18 protein-coding genes, 2 tRNA genes and 1 pseudogene are annotated in these 22,459 nt (G+C 60.4%); 14 read left to right on the top strand and 7 right to left on the bottom strand.

Translation table 11 applies throughout. From position 1 onward, the window contains the following. Positions 1-47: 47 nt before the first annotated feature. Positions 48-1,661 carry a trigger factor gene (tig, locus tag FG91_RS20645; protein WP_037518949.1) on the top strand — a complete coding sequence of 538 codons (1,614 nt, stop codon included), beginning with the start codon at positions 48-50 and terminating at the stop codon, positions 1,659-1,661. A 320-nt stretch (positions 1,662-1,981) separates the two neighbouring features. Here tig and FG91_RS20650 read toward each other — a convergent pair whose 3' ends face one another. Continuing rightward, positions 1,982-2,599, bottom strand: coding sequence for a DNA-3-methyladenine glycosylase family protein (locus tag FG91_RS20650; protein WP_037518951.1), 618 nt, complete (start codon positions 2,597-2,599; stop codon positions 1,982-1,984). Between the two features lie 101 nt (positions 2,600-2,700). Between FG91_RS20650 and FG91_RS20655 the strand changes: the two genes are divergently transcribed. Continuing rightward, positions 2,701-3,018 (top strand): 2Fe-2S iron-sulfur cluster-binding protein, encoded by a 318-nt coding sequence (locus FG91_RS20655; RefSeq protein ID WP_037518953.1) that lies wholly within the window; start codon positions 2,701-2,703, stop codon positions 3,016-3,018. A gap of 83 nt (positions 3,019-3,101) precedes the next feature. On the opposite strand, the gene rlmB is transcribed toward FG91_RS20655, so the two are convergent. Continuing rightward, complete coding sequence (rlmB, locus tag FG91_RS20660) at positions 3,102-3,869, bottom strand: 23S rRNA (guanosine(2251)-2'-O)-methyltransferase RlmB (RefSeq protein WP_037518955.1); 768 nt, start codon at positions 3,867-3,869, stop codon at positions 3,102-3,104. Positions 3,870-3,948: 79 nt separating this feature from the next. On the opposite strand from rlmB, the gene FG91_RS20665 reads away from it, so the two are divergent. From FG91_RS20665 to FG91_RS20705, 7 genes are all read left to right on the top strand, one after another. Continuing rightward, a tRNA-Tyr gene (locus FG91_RS20665) sits at positions 3,949-4,034 on the top strand. Between the two features lie 80 nt (positions 4,035-4,114). Beyond that, on the top strand, positions 4,115-5,770 hold the full coding sequence (locus FG91_RS20670; protein WP_037518957.1) for a site-specific integrase: 1,656 nt from the start codon (positions 4,115-4,117) through the stop codon (positions 5,768-5,770). 531 nt (positions 5,771-6,301) lie between these two features. After that, a complete protein-coding gene (locus FG91_RS20675; RefSeq protein ID WP_037518959.1) occupies positions 6,302-6,628 on the top strand; it encodes a hypothetical protein in 327 nt (108 codons plus the stop codon). Between the two features lie 593 nt (positions 6,629-7,221). Continuing rightward, a complete protein-coding gene (locus tag FG91_RS20685; RefSeq protein ID WP_037518964.1) occupies positions 7,222-8,145 on the top strand; it encodes a hypothetical protein in 924 nt (307 codons plus the stop codon). Between the two features lie 77 nt (positions 8,146-8,222). Beyond that, positions 8,223-8,738 carry a hypothetical protein gene (locus FG91_RS21190; RefSeq protein WP_152568201.1) on the top strand — a complete coding sequence of 172 codons (516 nt, stop codon included), beginning with the start codon at positions 8,223-8,225 and terminating at the stop codon, positions 8,736-8,738. Positions 8,739-10,055: 1,317 nt separating this feature from the next. Then, a complete protein-coding gene (locus FG91_RS20700) occupies positions 10,056-10,730 on the top strand; it encodes a recombinase family protein (protein WP_037518971.1) in 675 nt (224 codons plus the stop codon). A 77-nt stretch (positions 10,731-10,807) separates the two neighbouring features. Continuing rightward, on the top strand, positions 10,808-12,313 hold the full coding sequence (locus FG91_RS20705; RefSeq protein WP_037518974.1) for a KAP family P-loop NTPase fold protein: 1,506 nt from the start codon (positions 10,808-10,810) through the stop codon (positions 12,311-12,313). Positions 12,314-12,397: 84 nt separating this feature from the next. On the opposite strand, the gene FG91_RS20710 is transcribed toward FG91_RS20705, so the two are convergent. Continuing rightward, entirely contained in the window at positions 12,398-13,408 is a 1,011-nt protein-coding gene (locus FG91_RS20710) for a DUF2806 domain-containing protein (RefSeq protein WP_037518976.1), read from the bottom strand. A gap of 27 nt (positions 13,409-13,435) precedes the next feature. After that, a complete protein-coding gene (locus tag FG91_RS20715; RefSeq protein WP_037518977.1) occupies positions 13,436-14,149 on the bottom strand; it encodes a hypothetical protein in 714 nt (237 codons plus the stop codon). Positions 14,150-14,531: 382 nt separating this feature from the next. Between FG91_RS20715 and FG91_RS22555 the strand changes: the two are divergent. Next, positions 14,532-14,600: pseudogene (locus FG91_RS22555) on the top strand (hypothetical protein); the annotation flags it as partial. A gap of 86 nt (positions 14,601-14,686) precedes the next feature. Here the strand turns inward: FG91_RS22555 and FG91_RS21925 are convergent. Next, complete coding sequence (locus tag FG91_RS21925; protein WP_052187994.1) at positions 14,687-15,325, bottom strand: hypothetical protein; 639 nt, start codon at positions 15,323-15,325, stop codon at positions 14,687-14,689. A gap of 77 nt (positions 15,326-15,402) precedes the next feature. On the opposite strand from FG91_RS21925, the gene FG91_RS20725 reads away from it, so the two are divergent. After that, positions 15,403-16,995 (top strand): peptide chain release factor 3, encoded by a 1,593-nt coding sequence (locus FG91_RS20725; protein WP_037518979.1) that lies wholly within the window; start codon positions 15,403-15,405, stop codon positions 16,993-16,995. A gap of 25 nt (positions 16,996-17,020) precedes the next feature. On the opposite strand, the gene FG91_RS20730 is transcribed toward FG91_RS20725, so the two are convergent. Both FG91_RS20730 and dinB read right to left on the bottom strand, forming a co-directional pair. Beyond that, positions 17,021-18,874, bottom strand: coding sequence for a hypothetical protein (locus FG91_RS20730; protein ID WP_161785684.1), 1,854 nt, complete (start codon positions 18,872-18,874; stop codon positions 17,021-17,023). 178 nt (positions 18,875-19,052) lie between these two features. Continuing rightward, complete coding sequence (dinB, locus tag FG91_RS20735; protein WP_037518983.1) at positions 19,053-20,189, bottom strand: DNA polymerase IV; 1,137 nt, start codon at positions 20,187-20,189, stop codon at positions 19,053-19,055. Positions 20,190-20,290: 101 nt separating this feature from the next. Between dinB and FG91_RS20740 the strand changes: the two genes are divergently transcribed. The 3 genes from FG91_RS20740 (at position 20,291) to FG91_RS20750 (ending at position 22,336) form a co-directional block, all read left to right on the top strand. Continuing rightward, positions 20,291-20,364 (top strand) — tRNA-Gly (locus tag FG91_RS20740). A gap of 183 nt (positions 20,365-20,547) precedes the next feature. After that, positions 20,548-21,858 carry a tyrosine-type recombinase/integrase gene (locus tag FG91_RS20745; protein WP_081940708.1) on the top strand — a complete coding sequence of 437 codons (1,311 nt, stop codon included), beginning with the start codon at positions 20,548-20,550 and terminating at the stop codon, positions 21,856-21,858. 103 nt (positions 21,859-21,961) lie between these two features. After that, on the top strand, positions 21,962-22,336 hold the full coding sequence (locus tag FG91_RS20750) for a winged helix-turn-helix domain-containing protein (protein WP_052187995.1): 375 nt from the start codon (positions 21,962-21,964) through the stop codon (positions 22,334-22,336). Positions 22,337-22,459 lie beyond the last annotated feature (123 nt).

The raw sequence follows: 22,459 nt of genomic DNA on the forward strand, positions 1-22,459 counted from the left end.
CTGGCGGGGTTCGATACGAGATTTTGAGCAAGGATAAGACCAAGGCAATGAAGACCGTCGAAACGCTGAACGAAGGCCTGAAGCGCGAATATCGCGTGACCATCACCGCCAAGGATATCGACGCGCGCGTCGACGACGAGGTGAAGAGCATCGCCCCGACCGTCCGCATGCCCGGCTTCCGCCCCGGCAAGGTTCCGCCGAACCTGATCCGCAAGATGCACGGCCCGGCGCTGTCGGCCGACGCGCTCAACAAGGCGATCGACGCCGGCGTGCGCGACCTGATGGCGAAGGAAAAGCTTCGCCCCGCGCTGCAGCCCGCCGTCGCGCTCGACGAAGGCTATGAAGCCGGCAAGGACGCCGAGCTGACCGTCAGCCTCGAAGTGCTGCCCGAAATCGAGGCGCCGTCGATCGACGGCCTGAAGCTCGAGCGCCTGACCGTTCCCGCCGACGACAAGGCCGTGATGGCCAAGATCGAGGAATTCGCCGCGCAGATGAAGCGCTTCGAAGAAGCACCGAAGACCAAGAAGGCCGCCACCGGCGACCAGGTCATCATCGACTTCGCCGGCAGCGTCGACGGCGTCGCCTTCGACGGCGGCACGGGCGAGGACATGGCGGTCGAAATCGGTTCGGGTCAGCTGATCCCGGGCTTTGAAGACCAGCTCGTCGGCGTCAAGGTCGGCGACGAAAAGGTGCTGAAGGTCAGCTTCCCCGATGACTATCCGGTCGCGGACCTCAAGGGCCAGCCCGCCGAATTCGCCGTGACGGTGAAGGAAGTGAAGGTTCCGGCCGCGTCGAAGATCGACGACGAGTTCGCCAAGACGCTCGGCCTCGAAAGCCTCGACAAGCTGAAAGAGCTGATGAAGGATCAGGTCGAGCAGGAACTGAACGGCCTGACGCGCACCTATATGAAGCGCAAGCTGCTCGACCAGCTCGCCGCCGCGCACGACTTCGACGTGCCGCCGACGATGGTCGAGGCCGAGTTCAACCAGATTTGGCAGCAGCTCGAGCATGAAGTCAGCCACGAGGAAGATCCCGAAGCGGCGAAGGCCGAGCTCGAAAACGACCGCGACGATTATCGCGCGATCGCGGTGCGCCGCGTCCGCCTGGGCCTGCTCCTCTCGGAAATCGGCCAGGCGCATGGCGTCCAGGTGTCGAACCAGGAAATGTCGCGCCTGATCGCACAGGCGGCGCAGCAGTATCGCCCCGAAGATCGCACGCGCTTCATCGAATATGTGCAGCAGGACGCGCTCGCCGCGGCGCAGCTCCGCGCCCCGCTCTATGAAGACAAGGTCGTCGACTTCCTGTTCGAAAAGGCCGAGATCAGCGACCGCGAAGTGACGCGCGAAGAGATCGAAGCCGCGATCGAAGCCGACGACGACGGCCACGTCCATGGCCCGGGCTGCGGCCATGACCATGACCACGACCACAAGCCCGCCAAGAAGGCTGCCGCGAAGAAGCCGGCCGCCAAGAAGGACGCGGTGAAGGAAGAAGCCAAGGCCGAGGAAGCGCCCGCCAAGAAGGCGCCGGCGAAGAAGGCCGAAGATGCTCCGGCCAAGAAGGCGGAAGAAAAGCCTGCTGCGGCGAAGAAGGCTGCTCCGGCGAAGGCCGCCGAAGACAAGCCCGCCAAGGCTCCGGCCAAGAAGGCTGCGGCGAAGAAATAAGCTTCGGCTGACGATCAACAAAAGGCCGGGTGGAGGATGCTCCACCCGGCCTTTTTGTTTTGCCCGTAGCGACCTTCAACTTTCGTCATTCCCGCGAAGGTGGGAATCCAGTTCAGCTGCCCATTATCCTCCCCCTTGATGGGGGAGGCAGTGAGACTTTCCAGCTTGCTGGCTAGTCGCAGCGGTGGGGGTGTGCTCTCGGTCTCAAACCTCGGTTTAAGGACGCGCCTTCACCCCCAGCCAACTCCGCCTAGCCGCTTCGCGGCAAGGCTGCGTATCCTCCCCCATCAAGGGGGAAGGCGGGGCGCGTTACCGCACCCTCAGATCACGTCCATATTATAACAATGCCAGCTGAAGATCGCCGCCGCGCCGCGATGCGGGCGCCAGGCCTCCGCCAATTCGCGCGCCTGCTTCTCGCTCGGGCGGGCGCCGAGCTGGAAGATGCGGCCGACGGCTTCCTGTACCGCGAGGTCGCCCGCGGGCCAGATGTCGGGGCGTCCCTCGGCGAAGAGCAGATAGATTTCGGCCGACCAGCGGCCGATGCCCTTGACCCGGGTGAGCAGCGCGATCGCTTCCTCGTCGTCGGCGGGAAGGGCGTCGAACTGGAGCTCGCCGTCGAGGATCAGCTGCGCGAGGCTTTTGGCATAGCCTTGTTTCTGCCCCGACAGGCCGCACGCGCGCAGCGTGTCGAAGTCGGCGGCGGCGACCGTTTCGGCGGGGCAGCCTTCGCCAAACTGCGCTTCGAGCTTGTTCCAGATCGAGTTGGCCGCGGCGACGCTGACCTGCTGGCCGACGATGGTGCGGAGCAGCGTGGCATAGCCGCGCGCACGGATGCGGGGCTCGGGATAGCCGACATTGCCGAGCGCGCGCGCGACGTTCGAATCCCGCGCCGCGAGCGCGTCGATTCCCGCGTTCAGCTGCTGCTGGCTGAGGCCCATCCTATATTCTCCTTTTGTTCCTTCGGTAGCCAATAGCAACGCTTGATTTGACAAGCAACGCGCGACATAGCGCCACCAACAACGAAGATATGGGGACTAGCATGGCCAAGCTGATTGTCGTGACGCGTGACGGAACCGAGCATGAGATCGAGGGCGACACCAGCCTGACGGTCATGGAAAATATCCGCGACGCCGGGTTCGACGAGCTGCTCGCGCTGTGCGGCGGCTGCTGCTCGTGCGCGACGTGCCACGTCCATGTCGAAGCCGGCGCGGCCGACCAGCTGCCCGCGATGAGCGAGGACGAGAACGACCTGCTCGATTCGACCACCGACCGCGACGACAATTCGCGCCTGTCGTGCCAGCTGCCGTTCAGCGAGGCGCTCGACGGGCTGAAGGTGCGGATCGCGGCGGAGGATTGATCCGAATCGTCGCCCCAGCGAAGGCTGGGGCCGCTATCGCCCATGCAGAACGTGAGCGATCCCAGCTTTCGCTGGGATGACGATCAGCTTTGCGCCGTCGCCACCGCATAGAGCGCGATCGCCGCGGCGTTCGAGATGTTGAGGCTCTCCATCCGCGGCGAGATCGGCAGTTTTGCCAGCACGTCGCAATGCTCCATGACATTGTGGCGCATCCCGTCGCCTTCGGAACCGAGCACCAGCGCGACCTTGCTGCCGTCGAGCGTCGATCCGAGCGTCGTTTCGGTGTCGCCCATCAGCCCGATGCGCCAATATTGCGCCTCGGCGATCTCTTCCAGCGCGCGCGACAGGTTGACGACGCGGACCCACGGCACGATTTCGAGCGCACCCGAGGCCGAGCGCGCGATGACGCCGCTTTCGGGCGGGCTGTGGCGGTCCTGCGTGATGATGGCGGCAGCGTCGAAAGCAGCGGCCGAGCGCAGCACCGCGCCGATATTGTGCGGGTCGGTGACCTGGTCGAGCACGATCAGCGGCCGCTTGCTGTCGCTGTCGACCTCCTGCTGCAACAAGTCGCCGAGATAGACGTCCTCGAGCGGGTCGACCTCGATCACGAGTCCCTGATGCGGCGCGTCGCGCGCGACGAGTCGCGCGAGATCGGTGACCTCGGCGAAGCTGATCGGAATCACCGGCGGCAGGTCGAGCTGGCCCAAGGCTTCGCGCGTGCCCCAGATGCGCTTGACGGTGCGTTCGGGGTTGGCGAGCGCGGCGAGAACGGCGTGGCGGCCCCAGAAACGGATGGCTTGTCCGCGCGAATTCTGGCCCTGCGGGCGGCGATGACGGGAAAATTGTCTCATGCGCGCGCCTTTCCCATGACTGGCATTGACAGGCAAGCCTCGTTTCGCCATTGGACCGCTTCCCAAAGCGGGCCCCAATGGACAGGTGGCCGAGTGGTTAAAGGCAGCAGACTGTAAATCTGCCCGGGTTTCCGTACGCTGGTTCGAATCCAGCCCTGTCCACCACCGCCTCCCAAGGCGATGAAAACCCTAGAAAACATAGGTTTCTGACCTTCCGTTGCTACACAAAGTTGCTACACGGAGGCATGGAAGCTGTGTTCAAATTATCCCGCAGAAAAGGCTCGGCGAAGTGGCAGGTTCGGAAGCGTTGGCCGACTGACGTGGCCAGAATCCTTCCCGGTGAGTTCAATATGTCCACCGGCGAGGAGGACAAGAAGGCAGCGGAACAGTTGCTGCCCGTGATTGTCGCAGCGTTCACGCGACAGGTTCAAGAGGCCCGCGACAAGCTCGCGGCTGCCCCGGCAACGACCCTGAGCGAACCTCAAGCCCTCGCGATGGCCGCGAGCTGGTATCGCTCAACGCTGCCGCAGTTCGTTGTGAAGCGCCCTATCGACCAGCTCAAGCAGCGGGAGCTTCTTGACATCGCGCGGAGCCGCTTGGCGCAAGCGGAGGAGGCGGCAGGCCGAAACGACTTCATGATAGTGATGCGGACGGCGCGTACCTTGGCGCAAGATGCCGGTCTCGCCCTCGACGATGAGTCCGCCGAGCTGCGGATGCTACAAGAGCATCTGATGGGCGCCTTCATTGACCTACACGCTGCCGCAGTTGCGCGCCTGTCGGGGCAGCCACCTCACGAGCCGCGCCGCGTCAACCTGAACGCCCCCGTAGAGGCGGAGGCTTCCGGGGCCGATCCGGCCGACCGGACCCTAGAGGAACTCCTGACGGCCTATGAAGCCGATAAGGGGCCTCGCTGGAGCGGCTCGACGAAGAAGGGCGTGGCCCCGGTCTTCCGGCTCCTGCGGGACGTTTTCCCCGGTCGCGGCGTCAAGACCATCACGCGCGAAGATGCGCGCTCCGTGGTCGAACTGTTGAAGCGCCTGCCGTTGAACCTTGGACGCCGAAAGGAACTCGCGGGCCTCACGGTGCCGCAGGCGGTCGAAAGGGGGGAGGCGCTTGGCTTGCCGACGATCCAGCCGAAGACGATCAACGACGGGTATCTCCTGCACATCGCCTCGGTCTTTAATTGGGCGCGGAAAGAGCAATGGGTGCCCTCCAATCCCTTTGAGGGCCTTTCGGTCCATGACGCGGTGAACGATGCGGAGCGCCGTTCGGCGTTCAGTGACGAGCAGCTCTCCACCATCTTTCATTCGGGCCTGTGGCGGACCCCTTGGGCACCGGATGGGCGGAAGGCCGGGGACTATTGGGTTCCGCTGCTATGCCTTTTCCACGGCCTGCGGAACGGGGAGGCGGCGGGCCTCCGCGTGGAGGACATTGGCACCGACGACGGGATTCCGGTCTTGCACCTTCGCGAGTATGGCGAGCGGAAGCTGAAAACCGCAGGCTCGCGGGCTACGTTGCCGATCCACCCTCAGCTCCTCCAGCTCGGCTTCCTAGACTATGTCGCCGCGCGCCGGGGTTCCGAGGAGTTCCTGTTGTTCCCCGAAGGCACCGTGAACCAGCGGGGGCAGGTTGGGGCGAAGCTGGGCGAGCGGTTCAGCGCGTTCGTGAAGTCTTTGAAACTCATAGGGACCAAGCTCGGGATGCACTCATTCCGCCATAGCTTTGAGGACGGGCTTCGGAGGGCGGAGCTTGCCGAGCGTACTTCGTCGGCCCTGTCGCGTCGTATCGAGCCGGGGTCGGGAAAGGCGTATGGCGACGGCATGTCCACGCGCCAGAAGGCGGAAGCACTCGCGAAGGTCAACTATCCGGGCCTCGACCTTTCGCACCTGTGTCAAACATGACGCCGTAAAGGCCCCGTTTGAGATCGTAGAGCGCGAATCGGTGCGGGGAGGGAGAGCGAGTCGGCCTCTTCCTCGTCCACATCCTAGAGCTGCATTTTGATCTCTTCGCCGGAAACGGCGGCACGTAGAGTTTGCGTGAATCGGATTTCAGACCAACGGATGGAAGTGGCCTCTGTTCATGGTTGCATATTTCCAAAAACTGATTCACAAAATCTCTGCCCCAGCAAGGCAACCGATAGTCAGAACATTGCTAGTTTTTGATGTCGGGAGTCTGTCCAATGCACCGGTGGTCCGCCCTCGTGGAAATCGTCAGATCGTTTAATGAAGGCGGCTCGCCAAGGCTGGCCTTCGCGTCTGTGGTCCTGTTTGTCCTATTGTCGCTCGGGATTGTTGGGCTTGCACTTCTCGCGGGGGCGCCCGTGCTATCGAATGGGTTTGCTGCACTGTTGTGATGCGCGTGTTCGAGCAGGGCCTTTTGGGTGGATTGGCTTCATCATCGCGCTATGATTTCAGCAACAGAAGGGGTGAACTATGAAGCTCAAGCGGCCGCTTGGAATGTGGGAGCGCCTTGCCGTGGTGCTGACCTCTCTGTGGATCGTTGGCTATTCGATATTCGGCTACTTCGCGATTGCCGGTGTGAGGGACGAGCAGCTCAAGACGGCTAAACTGTTCTGCCCCTCGCATGAGGCTGTATGCATGTCGGAGTATATGTTGAGCTGGACGTCTTGGGGCGATTTCATGTTCGCCCTGTGGGCTTTCGGCATTGCGATCGGGGTTGCACTTGCTTTCTGGTCTCTCGTTTGGGCCGTGTACGCAACCGCAAAGTGGATATGGGCGGGAAGGAAACAGGGAAGTTAGCGCCGCGCCGCCGAACCAATCTCTGACATCAATATTAGGGCGTCCCCGCACCGAGGATAGCCCGAAAGCCGGGCGCGCGGAGCGCCGGGGTTAAAGTTCTTCCTTGTGACGTCAACTAGGCTTAAGCAGCGCAATCGCCGAGACAACTAGTGCGGCAAGCGCAATCCAATCGCTGCGCGGGACAGCGGCTAGGCGCTCGCTCCACGTCCTCTTGCGTTGTTTGGAGAGTAGGATGTCCGCGTATGCGATGCCGTCATCTGTGATCCGCAGCCATGTACGTCCGGGGCGATCTGTATCTTGTACGAATGCGGCAAGGCCATCGCCAGCCAACCTTCGCGCGCTTGACCGCGCCTCAGCGTGATCAACTTCGAGCCCTGCCGCGGTCAATAGTTCTAGGGCGTCGCCGGGGTTGGCTTTGAAATGTTTGCCCCTCCTCAGAGCAACAAGCAGCGCCTCATCTGTTTCGCTTATCATGCACCCATATCTCCCTATTGCGGCGATGTAGCGACTCGATTGCTGGTGAACAACGGGCCAGACTATTGGCAAGGCGCCCCGCTTTTCTCGGCTGCGGGAAAATGCTAGTTACCGCGTCTATGACCAAAGACACCGATCATGAGGCCCTACATCGAGAAATCAATGCAAAAGCAGCGTTCGCCGCTAAGAACTTACTATTGGTGAAAGGTCTCTATGACGGGATCGAAATAAACGATGACATGGGCCGATTGGTTGAGGCGAAGCTTCGAGCCGCCAGTGTGGGAACTTTCGATTGCTATTGCATCGGTTGCAAGAAAGAGACGCCGTTTATCATTTCGGCGATGCCGGTGGTGCATTCCGGCGGTGGCTTGCGCGGAGGGAACGCGCTGGCGCAGCCGCCATCGGTATTTGCGGTCCGTTCAGTTTGTCAGCGAGACCTGAAAACTTATATTTACGTCTTCGAGAAATCCAAAGACCGTCTAACGAAGATCGGCCAAACTCCTTCGGTCGCTGACATCTCCTTTGGAGAGCTGAATGGTATCGAAGGAACGCTTGATTCATTGGACAGGAAGGAGCTGGGTAAGGCCATCGGATTGTTCGCACACGATGCGGCCTCCGGGGCGTTTGTGTACCTCCGCCGGGTGTTCGAAAGGATGATTCGCCGAGCGCATGATAGGCGGATTGAGGGTGGAACTCCGGCGATAGAAGACTTCGACAGAATGAGAGTAGACGAGAAAATCAAGGCTTTGAGTGCAGAACTGCCCGACCGCGTTGTAAAGAATAGCGCTGTCTTTTCGGTTCTGAGCGCGGGCATTCACGAGCTTGCCGACGAAGAATGCTTGACGCTCTTCCCCGTGTTGAAGGCAGTGATTTTCCAGATGCTCGAAGAGGAAGAACACAAGCGCAGGAAGAAGATTGTGGAACGCGAAACCGACGCGGCCTTTCAAGCGCTGCTATCGAAAAGCTCCAATACGGCGGCCCGGGAGCTGCCAGCAACGAAATCGCCCGACTCCAAAGAAGGCGCGTGTCGCGAGGGCATATAACGTAGGGGGTGGCGGTGATAGATGCGCCGGTGATTGATGGCCGGGAATGTGGGCAGTGCAGCATGTGCTGTAAGCTCATGGAGATCAGCGAACTCAAGAAGTCAGCGGGAACATGGTGCCCGCATGTTGTGAAGGGTCGCGGCTGCGCGATATACGCCGAAAGACCCTCTTCATGCGCAAGTTTTGGTTGCGGCTATTTGCATTGGCCGATGGCTGGGGACCACTGGTTCCCTTTCAAAAGCAAGATGGTGATCGTGGCGGAAGACGCTGCGCGCATGGCAATCCATGTTGATCCAAACACTCCTCACGTTTGGAAATCTGAACCTTATTATTCCGACTTGAAGCGCTGGTCTTGGCACGCGGCCCAGCATCAGTTTCAGCAGATCGTTGTCGCGATCGGCCGAAGGATGGTTGCCGTGCTGCCCGACAAGGACGTGGACTTGGGAAGGGTTGCGGAAGATGAGGTCGTGCTTACGGGTCAGCTTGCAGACGGAAGCTATTCGGCGATGAAGTTCAATGCCAACGACCCGGCGATTAAGGGTCTGCGATACGGACAAGAATACAAGTTCAAGGCACCCCGTCTGCCGGGGTGAAGTCCGCTGAATCCGGATATGGCCAATTAGTCCGGACTACCGGACAAAGGAGATTCCCTACCCCCCGGTCAGATATATGGGGTTACCTTAAGGGCACCTATAGGGACTACGAGGGCCATGAAGGCTCCTTCGGATTGACTGAGTTCCTGCCTCCTCCTTCGACATGATATCGCCGACAGGGAACCGACAGACCGATTGCTCTCGAACGTGCCATTTCCATACGCCACGCCGCCGCCATCATGGAAGGGCGAGGATGTCAGGGATTGCGCCAAATATCGAATTAGTCAGGACTACTGGTGGAGGAAGCTCCGCTCCCCCGGTCAGATATCCTAAGATAACCTAAGGCTGCCTGAGGGCGTTTAGGGGGGCTTAGGTCAACTTCCTACTTACCACCTGACACAGTCTCCTAACGTGCGCCGCTTGCGGTCTGCGAATTAGTCAGGACTTGGGGCCAGGAACCTCGACCCGTCGAACTCCCGCCCAATCACCACAACCATACGCAGCGTTCCGCTCGCCATTCGGGGCAAGCCAATCTGCGTCAATTCAAGGAACCAAGCACATGAACGCCACTGCGCGCCAATCCCTCCGCCAAGCAATCGACGCCAAGTGTAAATCTTGCGCATACGACCCCTACATCCGTGGCTTTGGATCGTGGAGAGAACAGGTTGCAAACTGCGCTGGTGTAAACTGCGAACTCTATCCCGTCCGTCCTGTTCCCCGCGAGCGCACTAAGTGAAGGCTTGGGTCGCGCGACCGAGCTTGGTCAATCCAACCACCGTAACGAGGACAATCTCGCCCCGCAAAGTGTGTCAGGGGCCAAGTTCGGTCGATCTATCCACCGGCACTCTACATCGCGCTGTAGCATCGCAAAAAGCGCCATAACGATGTACGGTTTGATCGTGGCCTTTGCGTCCCAACCGGCGCTCGGCATCGCAATCCTGTCAACTTGGAACTGCCTGAACTGGCGGCTATCGCTGTTCGTCGGCTCCACAAAAATGTAAAAAACTTCGAGGCGGGTTAGCTTAGCGCACATTCTGGCATTCACCCCCATGGGGGGCTGTGTCGGGGGCATGTCTCCGAAAGCCCGCTTCGATATCGTTCCGCGCCGCGAGCGCTAGATTTGGCCGACGCAATGGCTGCCTCCTTTTGCTCGCCCTGCGGGGAGCATTCGGCCTAGCTTGGCAATCGCATGTTTGAAGCAAATCGCCATTATGAGTCCAAGGGAGTCCACTGCGCGATGAGCTGAGGATTCGGCTGCTATCTCGATCATACAAAACCACCTAACGACCGTTACGGAGTTTTGTAAGGAGCAGTCAGATGTCCCGCGTCGTCGCCTACTACCGCGTTTCCACCGATGGGCAGGGTCGATCCGGCCTTGGCCTAGAGGCACAGCGCCGGTCGGTGAATGAGCTATGCGAGCGGCGCGGCTGGCATATCGTCGCCGAGCATACGGAGGTCGAGAGCGGGAAGCGGAACGACCGTCCTGCCTTGGCCGAAGCAACCGCAGCCGCGAAGCGCACCGGCGCGATCCTCCTAGCTGCCAAGCTCGACCGGGTAGGACGCCGCGCGGCCCGCCTGTTGACCCTTCTCGACGAGGCAGGGGTGAAGGTGATGGCTGCGGACGATCCCGACGCGGACTGGACCTCGCTCGCCATCAAGGCCGTGATCGCGCAGCACGAGGGGGACGCAATCTCCCGGCGCACCCGCGATGCCCTACAGGCCGCAAAGGCCCGTGGGGTCCGTCTAGGCAACCCGAATGGCGCCGCTGCGCTCCACAGGGCAGGCAAGGGGAACGGGGCGGCTGTGGGGGCGGTGAAGGGCAATGCCGAGCGGTTCGCAGCGGACCTTGCGGTGACTGTGGGGGACATAAGAGCGAGCGGGAAGACCTCGCTCCCGGCCATCGCGGCCGAACTCAACGATCGCCATATCCAGACCCGTCGGGGCGGACAGTGGCACGCCTCCAGCGTCAGGAACTTGCTTGCGCGGCTGTGAGTTTTAGCTTTCTCTTGAGATGCCCTGCTTTTTTTACCTGCGAATAGCTATATGACTTCTTCTGGCAAAGGGGGAGGATGGCATTGGTTTCGAGGGGTGATGTTTGGCAGGGGGACAGGCTGGGCCGACAACAAGATGCCGAAAGCGTCTATCGGTTCATCATGTCGCAGGTTGAAGCGCGGCGCCTGCGGGGCGGAAAAGCCTCCTACGTCCTCAACATAAACGCCGAATGGGGGCACGGAAAGAGCTTCTTCCTGCACCGCTTCGCCACCCAACTTGCCCATGATGGCCATGTGGTTGCGCAAGTGAACGCTTGGGAGAACGACCTCGCGAACGAACCCATGATTGCAGTCATGGCGGCCATAGAGGACGGGCTGAAGCCTCACCTCTCGGCAGGAAGCAAAGTGCGCGCTAAATGGAAAGCTCTCATGAAAGCGAGCGGTCCGCTAGCCGTCTCATTGATGAAGGGCGTAGCGACGAGTTTCCTGAAGAAGCATACTGGAGAGTTTTTAAGCGAAGCGACCAACCGCCTCGACAGTGACCAGAAGGCGACGCACAAGGCCGAGGCCGAGGCCGAAAGTTCACCAATAGGCGAGGGGGCGGCCGCCGTTTTTGAGAAACTCGGCGACGACCTCGCCGCCCGCATGATTGAGGCTCACAAGCAACACCTGAACTCGATTGCCACGTTTCGCAACAACCTTGCGGCTATCGCCGCCAGCATGCCGCATGACGAAAACCCTGATGCCAAGATATTCGTTCTTGTCGACGAACTTGACCGTTGCCGCCCGAGCCACGCTATCAACTTGCTTGAGGCTGTAAAGCACCTCTTCAATACGGACGGTGTGGTGTTTGTCATTGCAACCAATACCAGCCAGCTCTCGGCATCGATCAAAGCCGTATACGGGAACGATTTCAACGCGACCGATTATCTTCTGAGATTTTTTGATCGAACCTACTCGTTTCGGGACGTGCCAATCACTGATTTTGTGAACTTCATGTTCTCGACACACGGGATCCCGCCGGGGTTATACAAGGTGGCAGAGATCGACGCAGTTCCTCTCAGCGTCAGCTATTTCGAGGCAGTTGGCCTTTCACTGCGAGACATCGAGCAGTGCTTCGAAATATTCTCTACGATTCATCACCTCTGGACGGAGGTTGTGCCCCCTCAGCTCCCACTCCTTTGGCCACTCATAATGGCCCATCATAAAGGAAGGACGGAAGCCTTCCGCATGTTCAGCGGGCAGGACAAGACCTATGACATCAAGAACTTTCTGACCCGAGAGCAGATATTGCAAAGTAAAATCGTCCGACACGATGAAAGAGGGCGCGCAATACGCGAGATAGTGACTACGTCCGACCTTGCAAGTCGTTACCTAAGCGGGTTGCACATGCCGCTTTCTTCGTTAATTGAACCGGGATCGGGAGGGTCAGGTTACCGGATCGCATGTGGTTACTTTCGCCAAGAGTTGAGAGCACGGTACCCCGGCGGATATGCGAGCGACGCCCCACCTTGGTCTGTCATTGCAACATATGCCGACCATATTCGTTTGGCCGTCCAGTTCGAGAGCAAGCCAGACGGCTGAAGCGACTCCAGCGAGCGGGGAAGGGGGAACTGGAGGGGGCAAGAAGGAGAGTGTACGTTCCACGTTCTCTCTTCTAACCTCTTTTCAAGCTTCCCACAGCGTTTCAGGACTCGCCATATACCAGCGCCCGCCCTCGTGCCTTACGTCGCCGAAGGAAATCCGCGTTAAGTCGGTCTTGTCGATCAAATCAGCTAGGCGCCTCAGTCCTTTGCCGGACGTGTCTTGGGGTAAGAGCGAAAACACCTCTTGGCCGAGGCGGGTGATGAGGATGGCGCTTGTTTCGAGCGCCTTTCCCGGAGGGCCATTGATAATCAGGCCTTTGCCGAATGCGAAGAGGGCCGAATAGCCCTCATCCTCGATTGGGAAGCGGCGATTGGGACCGTGAGCGCCAACCCCCTCAATCAACCCCAGCCGTTGTAAGTCGACAAGGCGTAATAGGGAGTCTCCGGTCTCCCACTTGCTATACTTTGGAATCCAGTCACCGACGGCAAAGCTAGCGATCCATTCGCAGTTTTCAGCGGTTTCCTTGTCAAGCTCCGCAATGAAACGAAGTGTCTGGCGAGAAAAACTCCCGACTTTTTGAATCTCGCCTGCCAACACGCGCCCCCATAACTGTTGAAGCTGATCCGATGACGCATCTTCGGCATATCGGATGAACATGTTCATCCAGTCATCATCGAGGTGCTCTCGCTCATCGCTTGGTGCTTCGGTAGAGTCGCTTTCAGCGCCGGGAGGCGGAAGTGCCTTCATCGCTTCCACCACCTCAATTGCGACCCCGGCGGCATTTTTCTGTTTGCGCGCGCGATCTATCAGTACTGCGTCTATCAGCACGCCGCCAAGTTCGGGCCGCCCGGCAATCTGCTCTTCGGCAGCGGCGGCTTGGGCATGTCTCAATTGCTCATCAATTGAATCTCGCACTCGCTTCTTTGCGGCGATCCCTTCGAGGAAGGCAGTCGGCACGTCGAGCATCGCCCCAACGAGACCATCGAGCGCGGCAACCGCCCTGCTCTTGGTTTTCAGCTTGATCCCATTCTCCTCTAACGATGCAGCAATCGCCACTTCGCGAGATAGCTTGTCGTCACCGTTTCCCGCCATCTTTACCTCGTTCCTGCGTCGCCCTGCTCAGTTCTTCAGTTCTGAGCGACGAACATATTCAATCGTAAAAGAGTGCCCAATGAGTGCCTTAAGGCTAGCATTATAACGTTCGAAGGCATCCTTTGCGGTTTCAGCATCATCCACAACTGTATCCGCAATGGACTGCGCTAAGCCGCCGGTCTCCAATATCATTGGGCCAACCCGCCGTTGGTCTTCCGCCGTCAAGGGAGATACGCTGTGAGTCCCGGATATGTCCGCGCCCATCGCACGGCCAAGTTCCGACCTAACTTTTAGATACAGGTGCATCGAGTCGATCATCGAACGATGGGTCACTTCCACATCCCGGACCTTGTTGTAGAGGTCAAAATCCTTCAGTCTAACCAATGTAGCCAAATCGTCCGACACGAAGACTTGGATCGGCGGCAAGTTAGGGATGGGTATCAGGGCCTGCCAAAGATCCCAACTTTCCCGCTCGGCAAATGCCTGAGCATCTACCACATGGTCCGCTAGAGTCCGCAGGTCGTTCATACATGCTTGGAGTTTGAAGAAGAGCGAGAGGGCTGCGGCTTCTAATTTCTCTGCGGAATCTTCTTTACGCTTTTTGCGATCTTCGCGGAGCATTTGGCGCTGCATAAGGTACGATATTGCTCCGGCTGCTATGGAGCCGACGATTGCGCCCACGATGGCTGCCACAAACTCAACGCTGGTGGATAGATTCTGTAGTTGATTTACGAGGTTCATGCAGATTCAAGTAACAGCTCGGATGTTCGATACCAAGGCCGTTGCAATGGGGTGGCGAACTATCCACGGGACTGCTACACATCTGCCCACAGCGGCAGTCCAAGTATCTACGGTTTCTGCGGTTTTCTGGCGACATCTGGTAGTCCAGCCCTGTCCACCAGGGGGTTTTCCCCACACGACCGAGAGCATCCATGGAAAGCCAAGCTTTTGCGCGGCTTTCGGGCGATTCGTGTCCACACACGTCCATGCCGATCCGGACGCGTCAAATTTCTCCTGAGGGAGGAAATGTGGGAAAAAAGAACATGCCAAATCTAACTGCAGCGAGCGTGAAATCGGAAGATCGGCCGGGTCTCCACGCGATGGCGACGGCCTTTTTCTGGTCGTGTCAGCGAGCGGATCGAAGAGCTGGGTTTGCCGCGTCCAGAAATTCGGGCGGCGACATGACTTCGGTCTGGGGAGCGCATCGAAGGTGCCGCTCATCCGTGCTAGCGATCTCCGGCGTCTCGCCTTGTCGGCATCAACCTCGCAAAGCCGTCGCTACTCCCCGCCCAGCCGCACGAACCGCATATCGCCCTCGGCGCGGTGCAGCGTGAGGCCGCGATCGGTCCTTTCCGCGCAGGCGCCCTCGAAATTCACGACGCCGATGTCGTTGGGCTTGATGATGACGTGCAATTTGCCGCCATCGGCCTCGGCCAGTTCGAAGCGCGGCGCGGTGATGCCGTAAATCGGTTCGCGCAGTTCGACCCAGCGCGGGATGCGCTTGTCGTCGTCGGGCATCGTCCAGCCGTCATATTGGGTATAGCCGTCGATCGGGGTGCCGCTGTCGAAGCCGATGGTGAAATCCACGCCCGCGATGGTGCGCCCATTCGGCCAGGTGACCGCGATGGTGGGCACCGCGCCGTCGATCTCGCCGAGCGGGCCCTTTTCCATCGCAGGCGGCACCGGCTTCGGGGCGGTGGTCAGGCAGACCATGTCGCCGCGCACTTCCCAGCGCCCCTCGGCCCGCTCGTCGAGCGCGCCCGCGGCGAGCATATATTGAAAGCGGCCGTCATTGCGGATCAGCAGCCCGCCGCCGACATCGGGGCCTTCGGCAAGGCTATATTCGCCCACCCAGGGTGAATCCTGCGCCGCGGCAGGGGCGGCGATCAGGGCGGCGGCGAGGAGCAGGGTTCGCATGAACCGACCATGCGTCCGCCGGGGCGGGGGCGCCAGCCCCTTTCCACTTGCTCCGCCACCTGCTAGGCGCCCGCGCCATGTCCAAGCACCCCGACCGCCGTACCTTCGCCATCATCTCGCACCCCGACGCGGGCAAGACGACGCTGACCGAGAAATTGCTCGTTGCCGGCGGCGCGATCCATATCGCGGGCGAGGTGAAGGCGCGCGGGCAGGCGCGGCGCGCGCGCTCCGACTGGATGAAGATCGAGCAGCAGCGCGGGATTTCGGTGACCTCGTCGGTGATGACCTTCGAGCATTCGGGGCTCGTCTTCAACCTGCTCGACACGCCGGGGCACGAGGATTTCAGCGAGGATACCTATCGTACCCTCACGGCCGTCGACAGCGCGGTGATGGTGATCGACGCCGCGAAGGGCATCGAGCCGCAGACGCTGAAGCTGTTCGAAGTGTGCCGCCTGCGCTCGGTGCCGATCATCACCTTCATCAACAAGGTCGACCGCGAGGGCCTGCCGCCGTTCGAACTGCTCGACGAGGTCGCCGACCGGCTCGCGCTCGACGTGTGCCCGATGAACTGGCCCGCGGGCATGGGCGGACAGTTCGAGGGGATTTACGATCTGGTCGACCCCGCGATCATGCGGCCCGGCGGTGATGCGTCGCGCATGTACGAAGGCCACCGCGCGAAGGTCGCCGGGCTCGACGATCCGGCGCTCGCGGCGGAGCTTTCAGAGCGCGGGCTGGCCCATCTCAAGGAAGAGACCGAGCTGGCGTCGGCTTGCTATGCGGAGTTCGATGCCGCGGCGTACCGCAATGGCGACCTGACACCGGTCTATTTCGGATCGGCGCTGAAAGAATTCGGCATCGGCGACCTGCTTTCGGCGCTCGCCAACCACGCGCCGGGGCCGCAGCCGCAGCCCGCCGAGCCCGCGCCGGTGCAGCCGGACGACGACGCCGTCACCGGCTTCGTGTTCAAGGTGCAGGCGAATATGAACCCCGCGCACCGCGACCGCATCGCCTTCATGCGCCTCTGTTCGGGCAAGTTCGAGCGCGGGATGCGGTTGATGCAGGGCGGGACGGGCAAGGCGATCGCGATCAGCCGCCCGATGCTGTTCCTCGCGCAGGACCGCGAAATGGCCGAAGAGGCGTTTCCCGGCGACATCATCGGCATCCCCAACCACGGCACTTTGCGCGTCGGCGACACGCTGTCCGAGCGCACCGACATCACGATCACCGGGCTGCCGAACTTCGCCCCCGAACTGCTGCGCCGCGTCGCGCTCGTCGATCCGACGAAGACCAAGCAGCTTCGGAAAGCGCTCGACGATATGGCCGAGGAGGGGATCATCCAGGTCTTCTACCCCGAAATCGGGTCGAACATGATCGTCGGCGTCGTCGGGCAGCTGCAGCTCGAAGTGCTGATCAGCCGGTTGGATGCGGAATATAAGGTCGAGGCGAAGCTTGAGCAGTCGCCGTGGGACACCGCCCGCTGGATCGCGAGCGACGACGCCGCGGCACTGAAGGCGTTCCAGGCCGACCATCGCGGCGCCAGCGCCACCGACCGCGACGGCGCGCCGGTGTTCATGGCGAAGGATGCTTGGGAAGTCGGCTATGTGACCCAGCGCCATCCGTCGATCCGCTTTACGGCGACCAAGGAACGGCGCTTCGCTCCGGCCGATTGACGCCGGGATCGAAGCGGGCGTCCATTCAGCCGGGTGTTGCCGCGAGAGTTTCGACGACGGCACTACTCGCCGGAACCTGAACCGGAACCGGCGGATTGACGATCGTCTGGAAATTGGGGCGGTCGCAGCCGTCGCCATTTTTCAGTGCCGCCAATTTGGTACGGATTTTTTCCCAATTGGTGGCGCCGACCTCGGCGGGCGGACCGATCCAGAAATGGCTCAGCACGGGTTTCGGGTTAGCTTGGCCCGGCGCAATCAGTTGCCCGGCAAATCCAAGCGCGATCACAACGACACGACCCTCGCTCATCAAGCCAAGGTGGACTGCGACCCCGTCGACGGGCGTATCGCCGGCGGGCGTGTCGGGAAAGGCAAAATCGGCGTTCGCGCCGGCGAGCGTCACGGCCCGGCAGCGCGCCATCGACAGGGCGGGAATAGCGTTCATCAGACCGGCAAATTGCGCACGGGTGGCGACAATACCCTTGTTTCCGATAACGGCGTCACCCAGCTTCGCCTTCAGAATATTGTCCATGTCATATATGGTGACGCCGCCGGCGACATATGCCGGTAGGGCGGTCTTATTCGCTCCGATCACGAACTGCTGGCTGTCGCTCGCGGCTGTCATCAGCGGGGCTTTGTCCTTGATCGGCTGATAGAGGTCGAAGGGTATCGAAAAGCGTTCGAGCGTATCGATGGCTTCGCGGGTCGTCAGGCATTTGATGTTGGCTATGTCGGCGGCGACCGCCGAATTGCGGGCATGGGCAAACAGGATGATGCGTGCATCGTCCGAAGAGACGCCCATATTCGTCAACTGGATGAATGCCGGTGCGCATGCGGCGTCGAAACCCGCTGCATTCCCCGCGTTATTGCTTTGCTCAGCCAGATTCTTGAATGCACCGCCCAGTTGTTTCCAGCTTTTCCCGGCGCCTTCCTTCATTCCCGCTGGGATCGTGGCATCCAATATGGATGCAAGATCGGCGGCGTCCGACAGATTTGGATATTCGCGGTTGCCCGACAGCAGGCTGCCTTGATATTCCAAGCTAAATTCGAAGCTGGCATATTGGGCTGCCGCATTCCCGCCCGGCGCGGACCACGACCAGGGAAATTTCTTGGGAAGGAAGCTGGTCGCCATGTCGGAATCAGCCGGCTTGACCACAAGCGGCCGCGAGAATGTGTAGGGGTCCCCGGCCGCTGTGGCACCGGTAAGAACCGGCTGGCTATTTCCGAACAGGCTCAGTTCGGCTTGCGAGCGGATAGAGTATTTGTCGCTTTGCGTGTCGCCGAAGAACAGATTGCCGACCGGACCGAGCAGGTTGGCGAAGGCCGATATACCCGTCCAGAAGGCGGCCTTTCGCTCTTCATTTTCGGAAACGACCACCCAGGGCCGAAATTTAATCTCGGCTGCGATTGCCTGCGGCGTGCGATGATCGATAGCGATCCAGGGGCCGGCATATCGGTCGTTCGCTTGGTCGAAATAGGAAATTTCGAACCGGCATGCTTTCTTGCCCGATCGCTTCCAGTGGAAAAGATTGACCTCCGCGGTCATTTCCTGGCCGTCTTCGGATTTGCCGAGCGGCAAGATGGCGGCCATCCCGGCCTCGTATTTCGTCTCGAACAGCGTGTGCAGAAACTTATAGTCCGGAAGCTTCTCGAAGATGCTGTTGCAATTCTGGATATCGTCGATCGAGGGCTTCTTGTGAATGAGAAGCCTGTAATATCCAGCGTTTATGCTCTTCTTTTTACGAGGGATGGCGACATCGTTCTGATCCGGCCAAAGCTTCTTTTTCATTTCCTGGAAAAAGTCGGCCGCCGCTGGCGGAAGAGGGGCTGCGGCGGACGCCGTGCCTGGAAACAATATTATGGGGCCGATCGCGGCGAGCAACCATCGCCGGTGCGGATATTGGTTTGTCCGACGATGGAATCTAGATCCTTGCTTGCGCCACATAACTGCCCCCACAGTCATTCCATTAATGGACATTAGTTTAGCTGGCCAAATCTGCTCTTGTCAAAGCGATCACCAACCAATTTGGCCGGATCAAGGTGAGGGCGCGTGGTGATTATTATCCGAGCAGACTCAAAAGATCGATTGTCGTCGCGGCGGCGGCGTCCTCCTCGTCATCCTCTTCGCCTTCGAACTTGCTCAGCGTGACGCCGAGCAGGCGGATGCCCTGTTCGGTGGGGAGCAGGGGCGCAAGGATCGCTTCGCCCGCGGCGAGCAGCGAATTGCCGTCGAGGATCGGCGCGGCGACCGATTTGGCGCGGGTGATCGTGCGGAAATCGGCGTAGCGCAGCTTGAGCGTCACCGTGCGGCCGCGCGCGCCCTTCTTTGCCGCGCGGTCCCAGACGACGGTGCAGACATGCGCGAGCGCCTCGCGGATTTCGGTGTCGGTGATCAGATCGTTGAAGAAGGTCCGTTCGCCGCCGAGCGATTTCAGCGGGCGGTTCGACTTGACGCGGCGATGGTCGATCCCGCGCGCGAGGTTGAAGAGCCATTCGGCGCTGTTGCCGAAATGTGTCGCGAGCCACATCGGATCCTTGTCCGCAAGATCGGCGCCCGAAAAAACGCCGAGTCCCTCCATCTTCGCCGCGGTCACCGGGCCGATGCCGTGGAAGCGGCGGATCGAGAGCGTCTGGACGAAGGTGGCGCCCTTGCCGGGCGGGATGATCGTGATGCCGTCGGGTTTGTTTTGGTCCGACGCGAGCTTGGCGATGAATTTATTGTAGGAGACGCCCGCCGAGGCGGTGAGGCCGGTTTCGGCGCGGATGCGCTGGCGGATCAGCTTTGCCGCCGCGGTCGCGCTGCCGAGCCCGGCCTTGTCGGCGCTGACGTCGAGATAGGCTTCGTCGAGCGACAGTGGTTCGACCTCGTCGGCATAGTCGCGGAAGATCGCGCGGATCTGGTGCGAGATGTCGCGATAAACCTCAAAGCGCGGGGGCACGAAGATGAGGCCGGGGCACTGGCGCTTCGCGGTGATGCTGGGCATCGCCGAGCGAACGCCGAACTTGCGGGCTTCATAGCTGGCGGCGGCGACGACGCCGCGCCGCGACGAGCCGCCGACCGCCACGGGCTTGCCCCGCAGCGACGGATCGTCGCGCTGTTCGACCGAGGCATAAAAGGCATCCATATCGACATGGATGATCTTGCGGACCGGGGCGTCCGCGCCGTCGTCGGGGCCATGATCGTTGCCGTCTTGCACGGCGCATCTTTAGCATGTTGCCATGATGTTCTCAATGGCGCGCTCGACGAAGCGCTTGACGAAACTGGGGCAAAATGGCAATCGCCGCCGACCTTGGGAATGCGGGTATAGCATAGTGGTAATGCTCTAGCCTTCCAAGCTAGCTAGGCGGGTTCGATTCCCGCTACCCGCTCCAGAAGGCTGTTTCAGGCCGTCTCACACCATTTACAAAACCGGAAAAATGGCGGTAATCTGCCATTTATCGGCTCGTTGCGTGTCATGGTATCTCATGGCAGCGCCTCAAATATGGGGCCCCTATCGGGGACGATTTTGCCGATCCTCCGCTCCAGTTTGGAGCCGGCCAAATGGAGAGATCGTGATGCCACTAACCGATTCTGCCGTGCGCCATGCTCAGCCGCGCGACAAGCCTTACAAGATGGCCGACAGCGAAGGTCTCTATATCCACATCATGCCGAACGGCAGCAAGCATTGGAAAATGAAGTACCGATTCGACGGGCTGGAGAAGAAGCTGAGCTTCGGACCATATCCTCGCGTCTCCCTTCGCGATGCCCGCAATCAGCGCGACGAGGCGCGCAACATGATTACCAAGGGCATCGACCCATCCTACGAGAAGAAGCGCAACAAGCTGCGTACCCACGTCAGCGTTGAAAATACCTTCTCGGGCATCTCCCGAGAATATTGCGACAAGCGCCGCCGCGATGGCGATAAGGCGTGGGCTCCATCGACTGCGAAGCGATGCGAGTATCTTCTCAGCCTTCTCGATAACAGCATTGGAAAGATGCCCATCCAGGAGATCGAGCCGATCGATGTCTTGGCCGCTGTCCGGAAGATCGAGGCGCGGGGCAAACTCGAAAGTGCGCGACGCACGATGCAATTAGCGGGGTCGGTCTTCCGCTATGCCGTCGCGACGGCGCGCTTGCGGTCCGATCCGACCCGGGATTTACGCGGCGCACTCATAAATCCGACCGTCACTCACTATGGAGCGATCACGGATGCAAACCAGGTCGGGCCGCTCCTGCGTGCCATCGACGGCTACAAAAGCCAGGGAATGACAGACTGGGCGTTGAAACTGGCGCCGCATGTCTTCGTTCGGCCGGGGGAGCTTCGCACAGCACAGTGGGAAGAGTTCGATCTTGAAGCACGCGTCTGGACCATCCCAGCCGAAAAGATGAAGATGCGCAAGCCGCATCACGTGCCGCTGTCCCGCCAATCGGTGGCGCTCGTGGAGCAAATTCGCGAAATCACCAAGCCTTGGAGCTACATCTTTCCTTCCTTGTGGTCGAGGAAGCGGCCGATGTCCGATAACACCCTGAACGCCGCGCTACGGCGGATGGGCTACACCAGCAGCGAGATGACGGCCCACGGCTTCCGGGCTATGGCCAGCACGCTGCTCAATGAATCTGGCAAATGGTCCTATGACGCTATTGAGCGGGCGCTTGCCCATGGTGATAACAACCGGGTGAGGGCCGCCTACCACCGCGGCGCGCACTGGGAGGAACGCGTTGCCATGGCGCAATGGTGGTCCGACTATCTTGATGATCTGCGGGAAAATGGTGGCGAAAAGGACGACGATGAACGAGCGTTGGTAGCGGAGCCGGAATCTTCAATGGCGGCCCGTATTGTGATCAATCACGATCTGGCATGGCGGCGGTCACGTAGCCGAAGGTAGGCCAAGCGCCAAACGGGAATGTCGTTGGAATAGGAAACGGACTCCGTCCGTGTCGGCGCTTTATAAGGTGGCTGGCCTTGCGCGTGCTTGCTAATCTTATCGTATGACCATTCCAGATTATCAGACGCTAATGTTGCCGGTCCTCGCGATTGCAGCGGAAGGCGAGACCCGGGTTCCCCTCGTAGCGGACAAGATCGCTAATATGGTCGGCTTAACCGAGGAAGAGCGCGAACAGATGTTGCCGAGCGGAAAGCAAAGGCTTCTGCACAACCGCATTCACTGGGCCAAGTTCTACATGACAAAGGCTGGGCTGATCAAATCACCAAAACGAGGCCTCTTTATTGCCACTGACGCAGGCCGGACACTTTTAGCCAAGCAGCCAACGTCGATCGACGTCGAATTGCTGAAGTCCTATCCGACCTTTGTTGAATTCTATGGCGCAGCATCTTCGGGAGCCTTATCGATCGAAACACCGTAAGCGTGGTCAGGAAGCCGCCATCGATTAGCTGTCGCGGGATTTAGCGTCGGCGTAGGCGGCTTTTCCCTGCGCCCTTCGCTTGGCGAGCTTTGCCATGCGTGCGCTGATCTCGTCGGGGCTGAT

Origin of the sequence: Sphingopyxis sp. LC81 (genome assembly GCF_000756375.1) — a bacterium.
Lineage (GTDB): Bacteria > Pseudomonadota > Alphaproteobacteria > Sphingomonadales > Sphingomonadaceae > Sphingopyxis.

Coding starts and splice junctions, on each gene's coding strand:
- FG91_RS20710 (WP_037518976.1), bottom strand. CDS start 13,408: ATGGCGGGAAACGGTGACGACAAGCTATCTCGCGAAGTGGCGATTGCT.
- FG91_RS20745 (WP_081940708.1), top strand. CDS start 20,548: ATGCCACTAACCGATTCTGCCGTGCGCCATGCTCAGCCGCGCGACAAG.
- rlmB (WP_037518955.1), bottom strand. CDS start 3,869: ATGAGACAATTTTCCCGTCATCGCCGCCCGCAGGGCCAGAATTCGCGC.
- FG91_RS20750 (WP_052187995.1), top strand. CDS start 21,962: ATGACCATTCCAGATTATCAGACGCTAATGTTGCCGGTCCTCGCGATT.
- FG91_RS20655 (WP_037518953.1), top strand. CDS start 2,701: ATGGCCAAGCTGATTGTCGTGACGCGTGACGGAACCGAGCATGAGATC.
- FG91_RS20675 (WP_037518959.1), top strand. CDS start 6,302: ATGAAGCTCAAGCGGCCGCTTGGAATGTGGGAGCGCCTTGCCGTGGTG.
- FG91_RS20685 (WP_037518964.1), top strand. CDS start 7,222: ATGACCAAAGACACCGATCATGAGGCCCTACATCGAGAAATCAATGCA.
- tig (WP_037518949.1), top strand. CDS start 48: ATGAAGACCGTCGAAACGCTGAACGAAGGCCTGAAGCGCGAATATCGC.
- FG91_RS21190 (WP_152568201.1), top strand. CDS start 8,223: ATGGAGATCAGCGAACTCAAGAAGTCAGCGGGAACATGGTGCCCGCAT.
- FG91_RS20650 (WP_037518951.1), bottom strand. CDS start 2,599: ATGGGCCTCAGCCAGCAGCAGCTGAACGCGGGAATCGACGCGCTCGCG.
- FG91_RS20705 (WP_037518974.1), top strand. CDS start 10,808: ATGGCATTGGTTTCGAGGGGTGATGTTTGGCAGGGGGACAGGCTGGGC.
- FG91_RS20715 (WP_037518977.1), bottom strand. CDS start 14,149: ATGAACCTCGTAAATCAACTACAGAATCTATCCACCAGCGTTGAGTTT.
- FG91_RS21925 (WP_052187994.1), bottom strand. CDS start 15,325: ATGCGAACCCTGCTCCTCGCCGCCGCCCTGATCGCCGCCCCTGCCGCG.
- FG91_RS20725 (WP_037518979.1), top strand. CDS start 15,403: ATGTCCAAGCACCCCGACCGCCGTACCTTCGCCATCATCTCGCACCCC.
- FG91_RS20700 (WP_037518971.1), top strand. CDS start 10,056: ATGTCCCGCGTCGTCGCCTACTACCGCGTTTCCACCGATGGGCAGGGT.
- FG91_RS20670 (WP_037518957.1), top strand. CDS start 4,115: ATGGAAGCTGTGTTCAAATTATCCCGCAGAAAAGGCTCGGCGAAGTGG.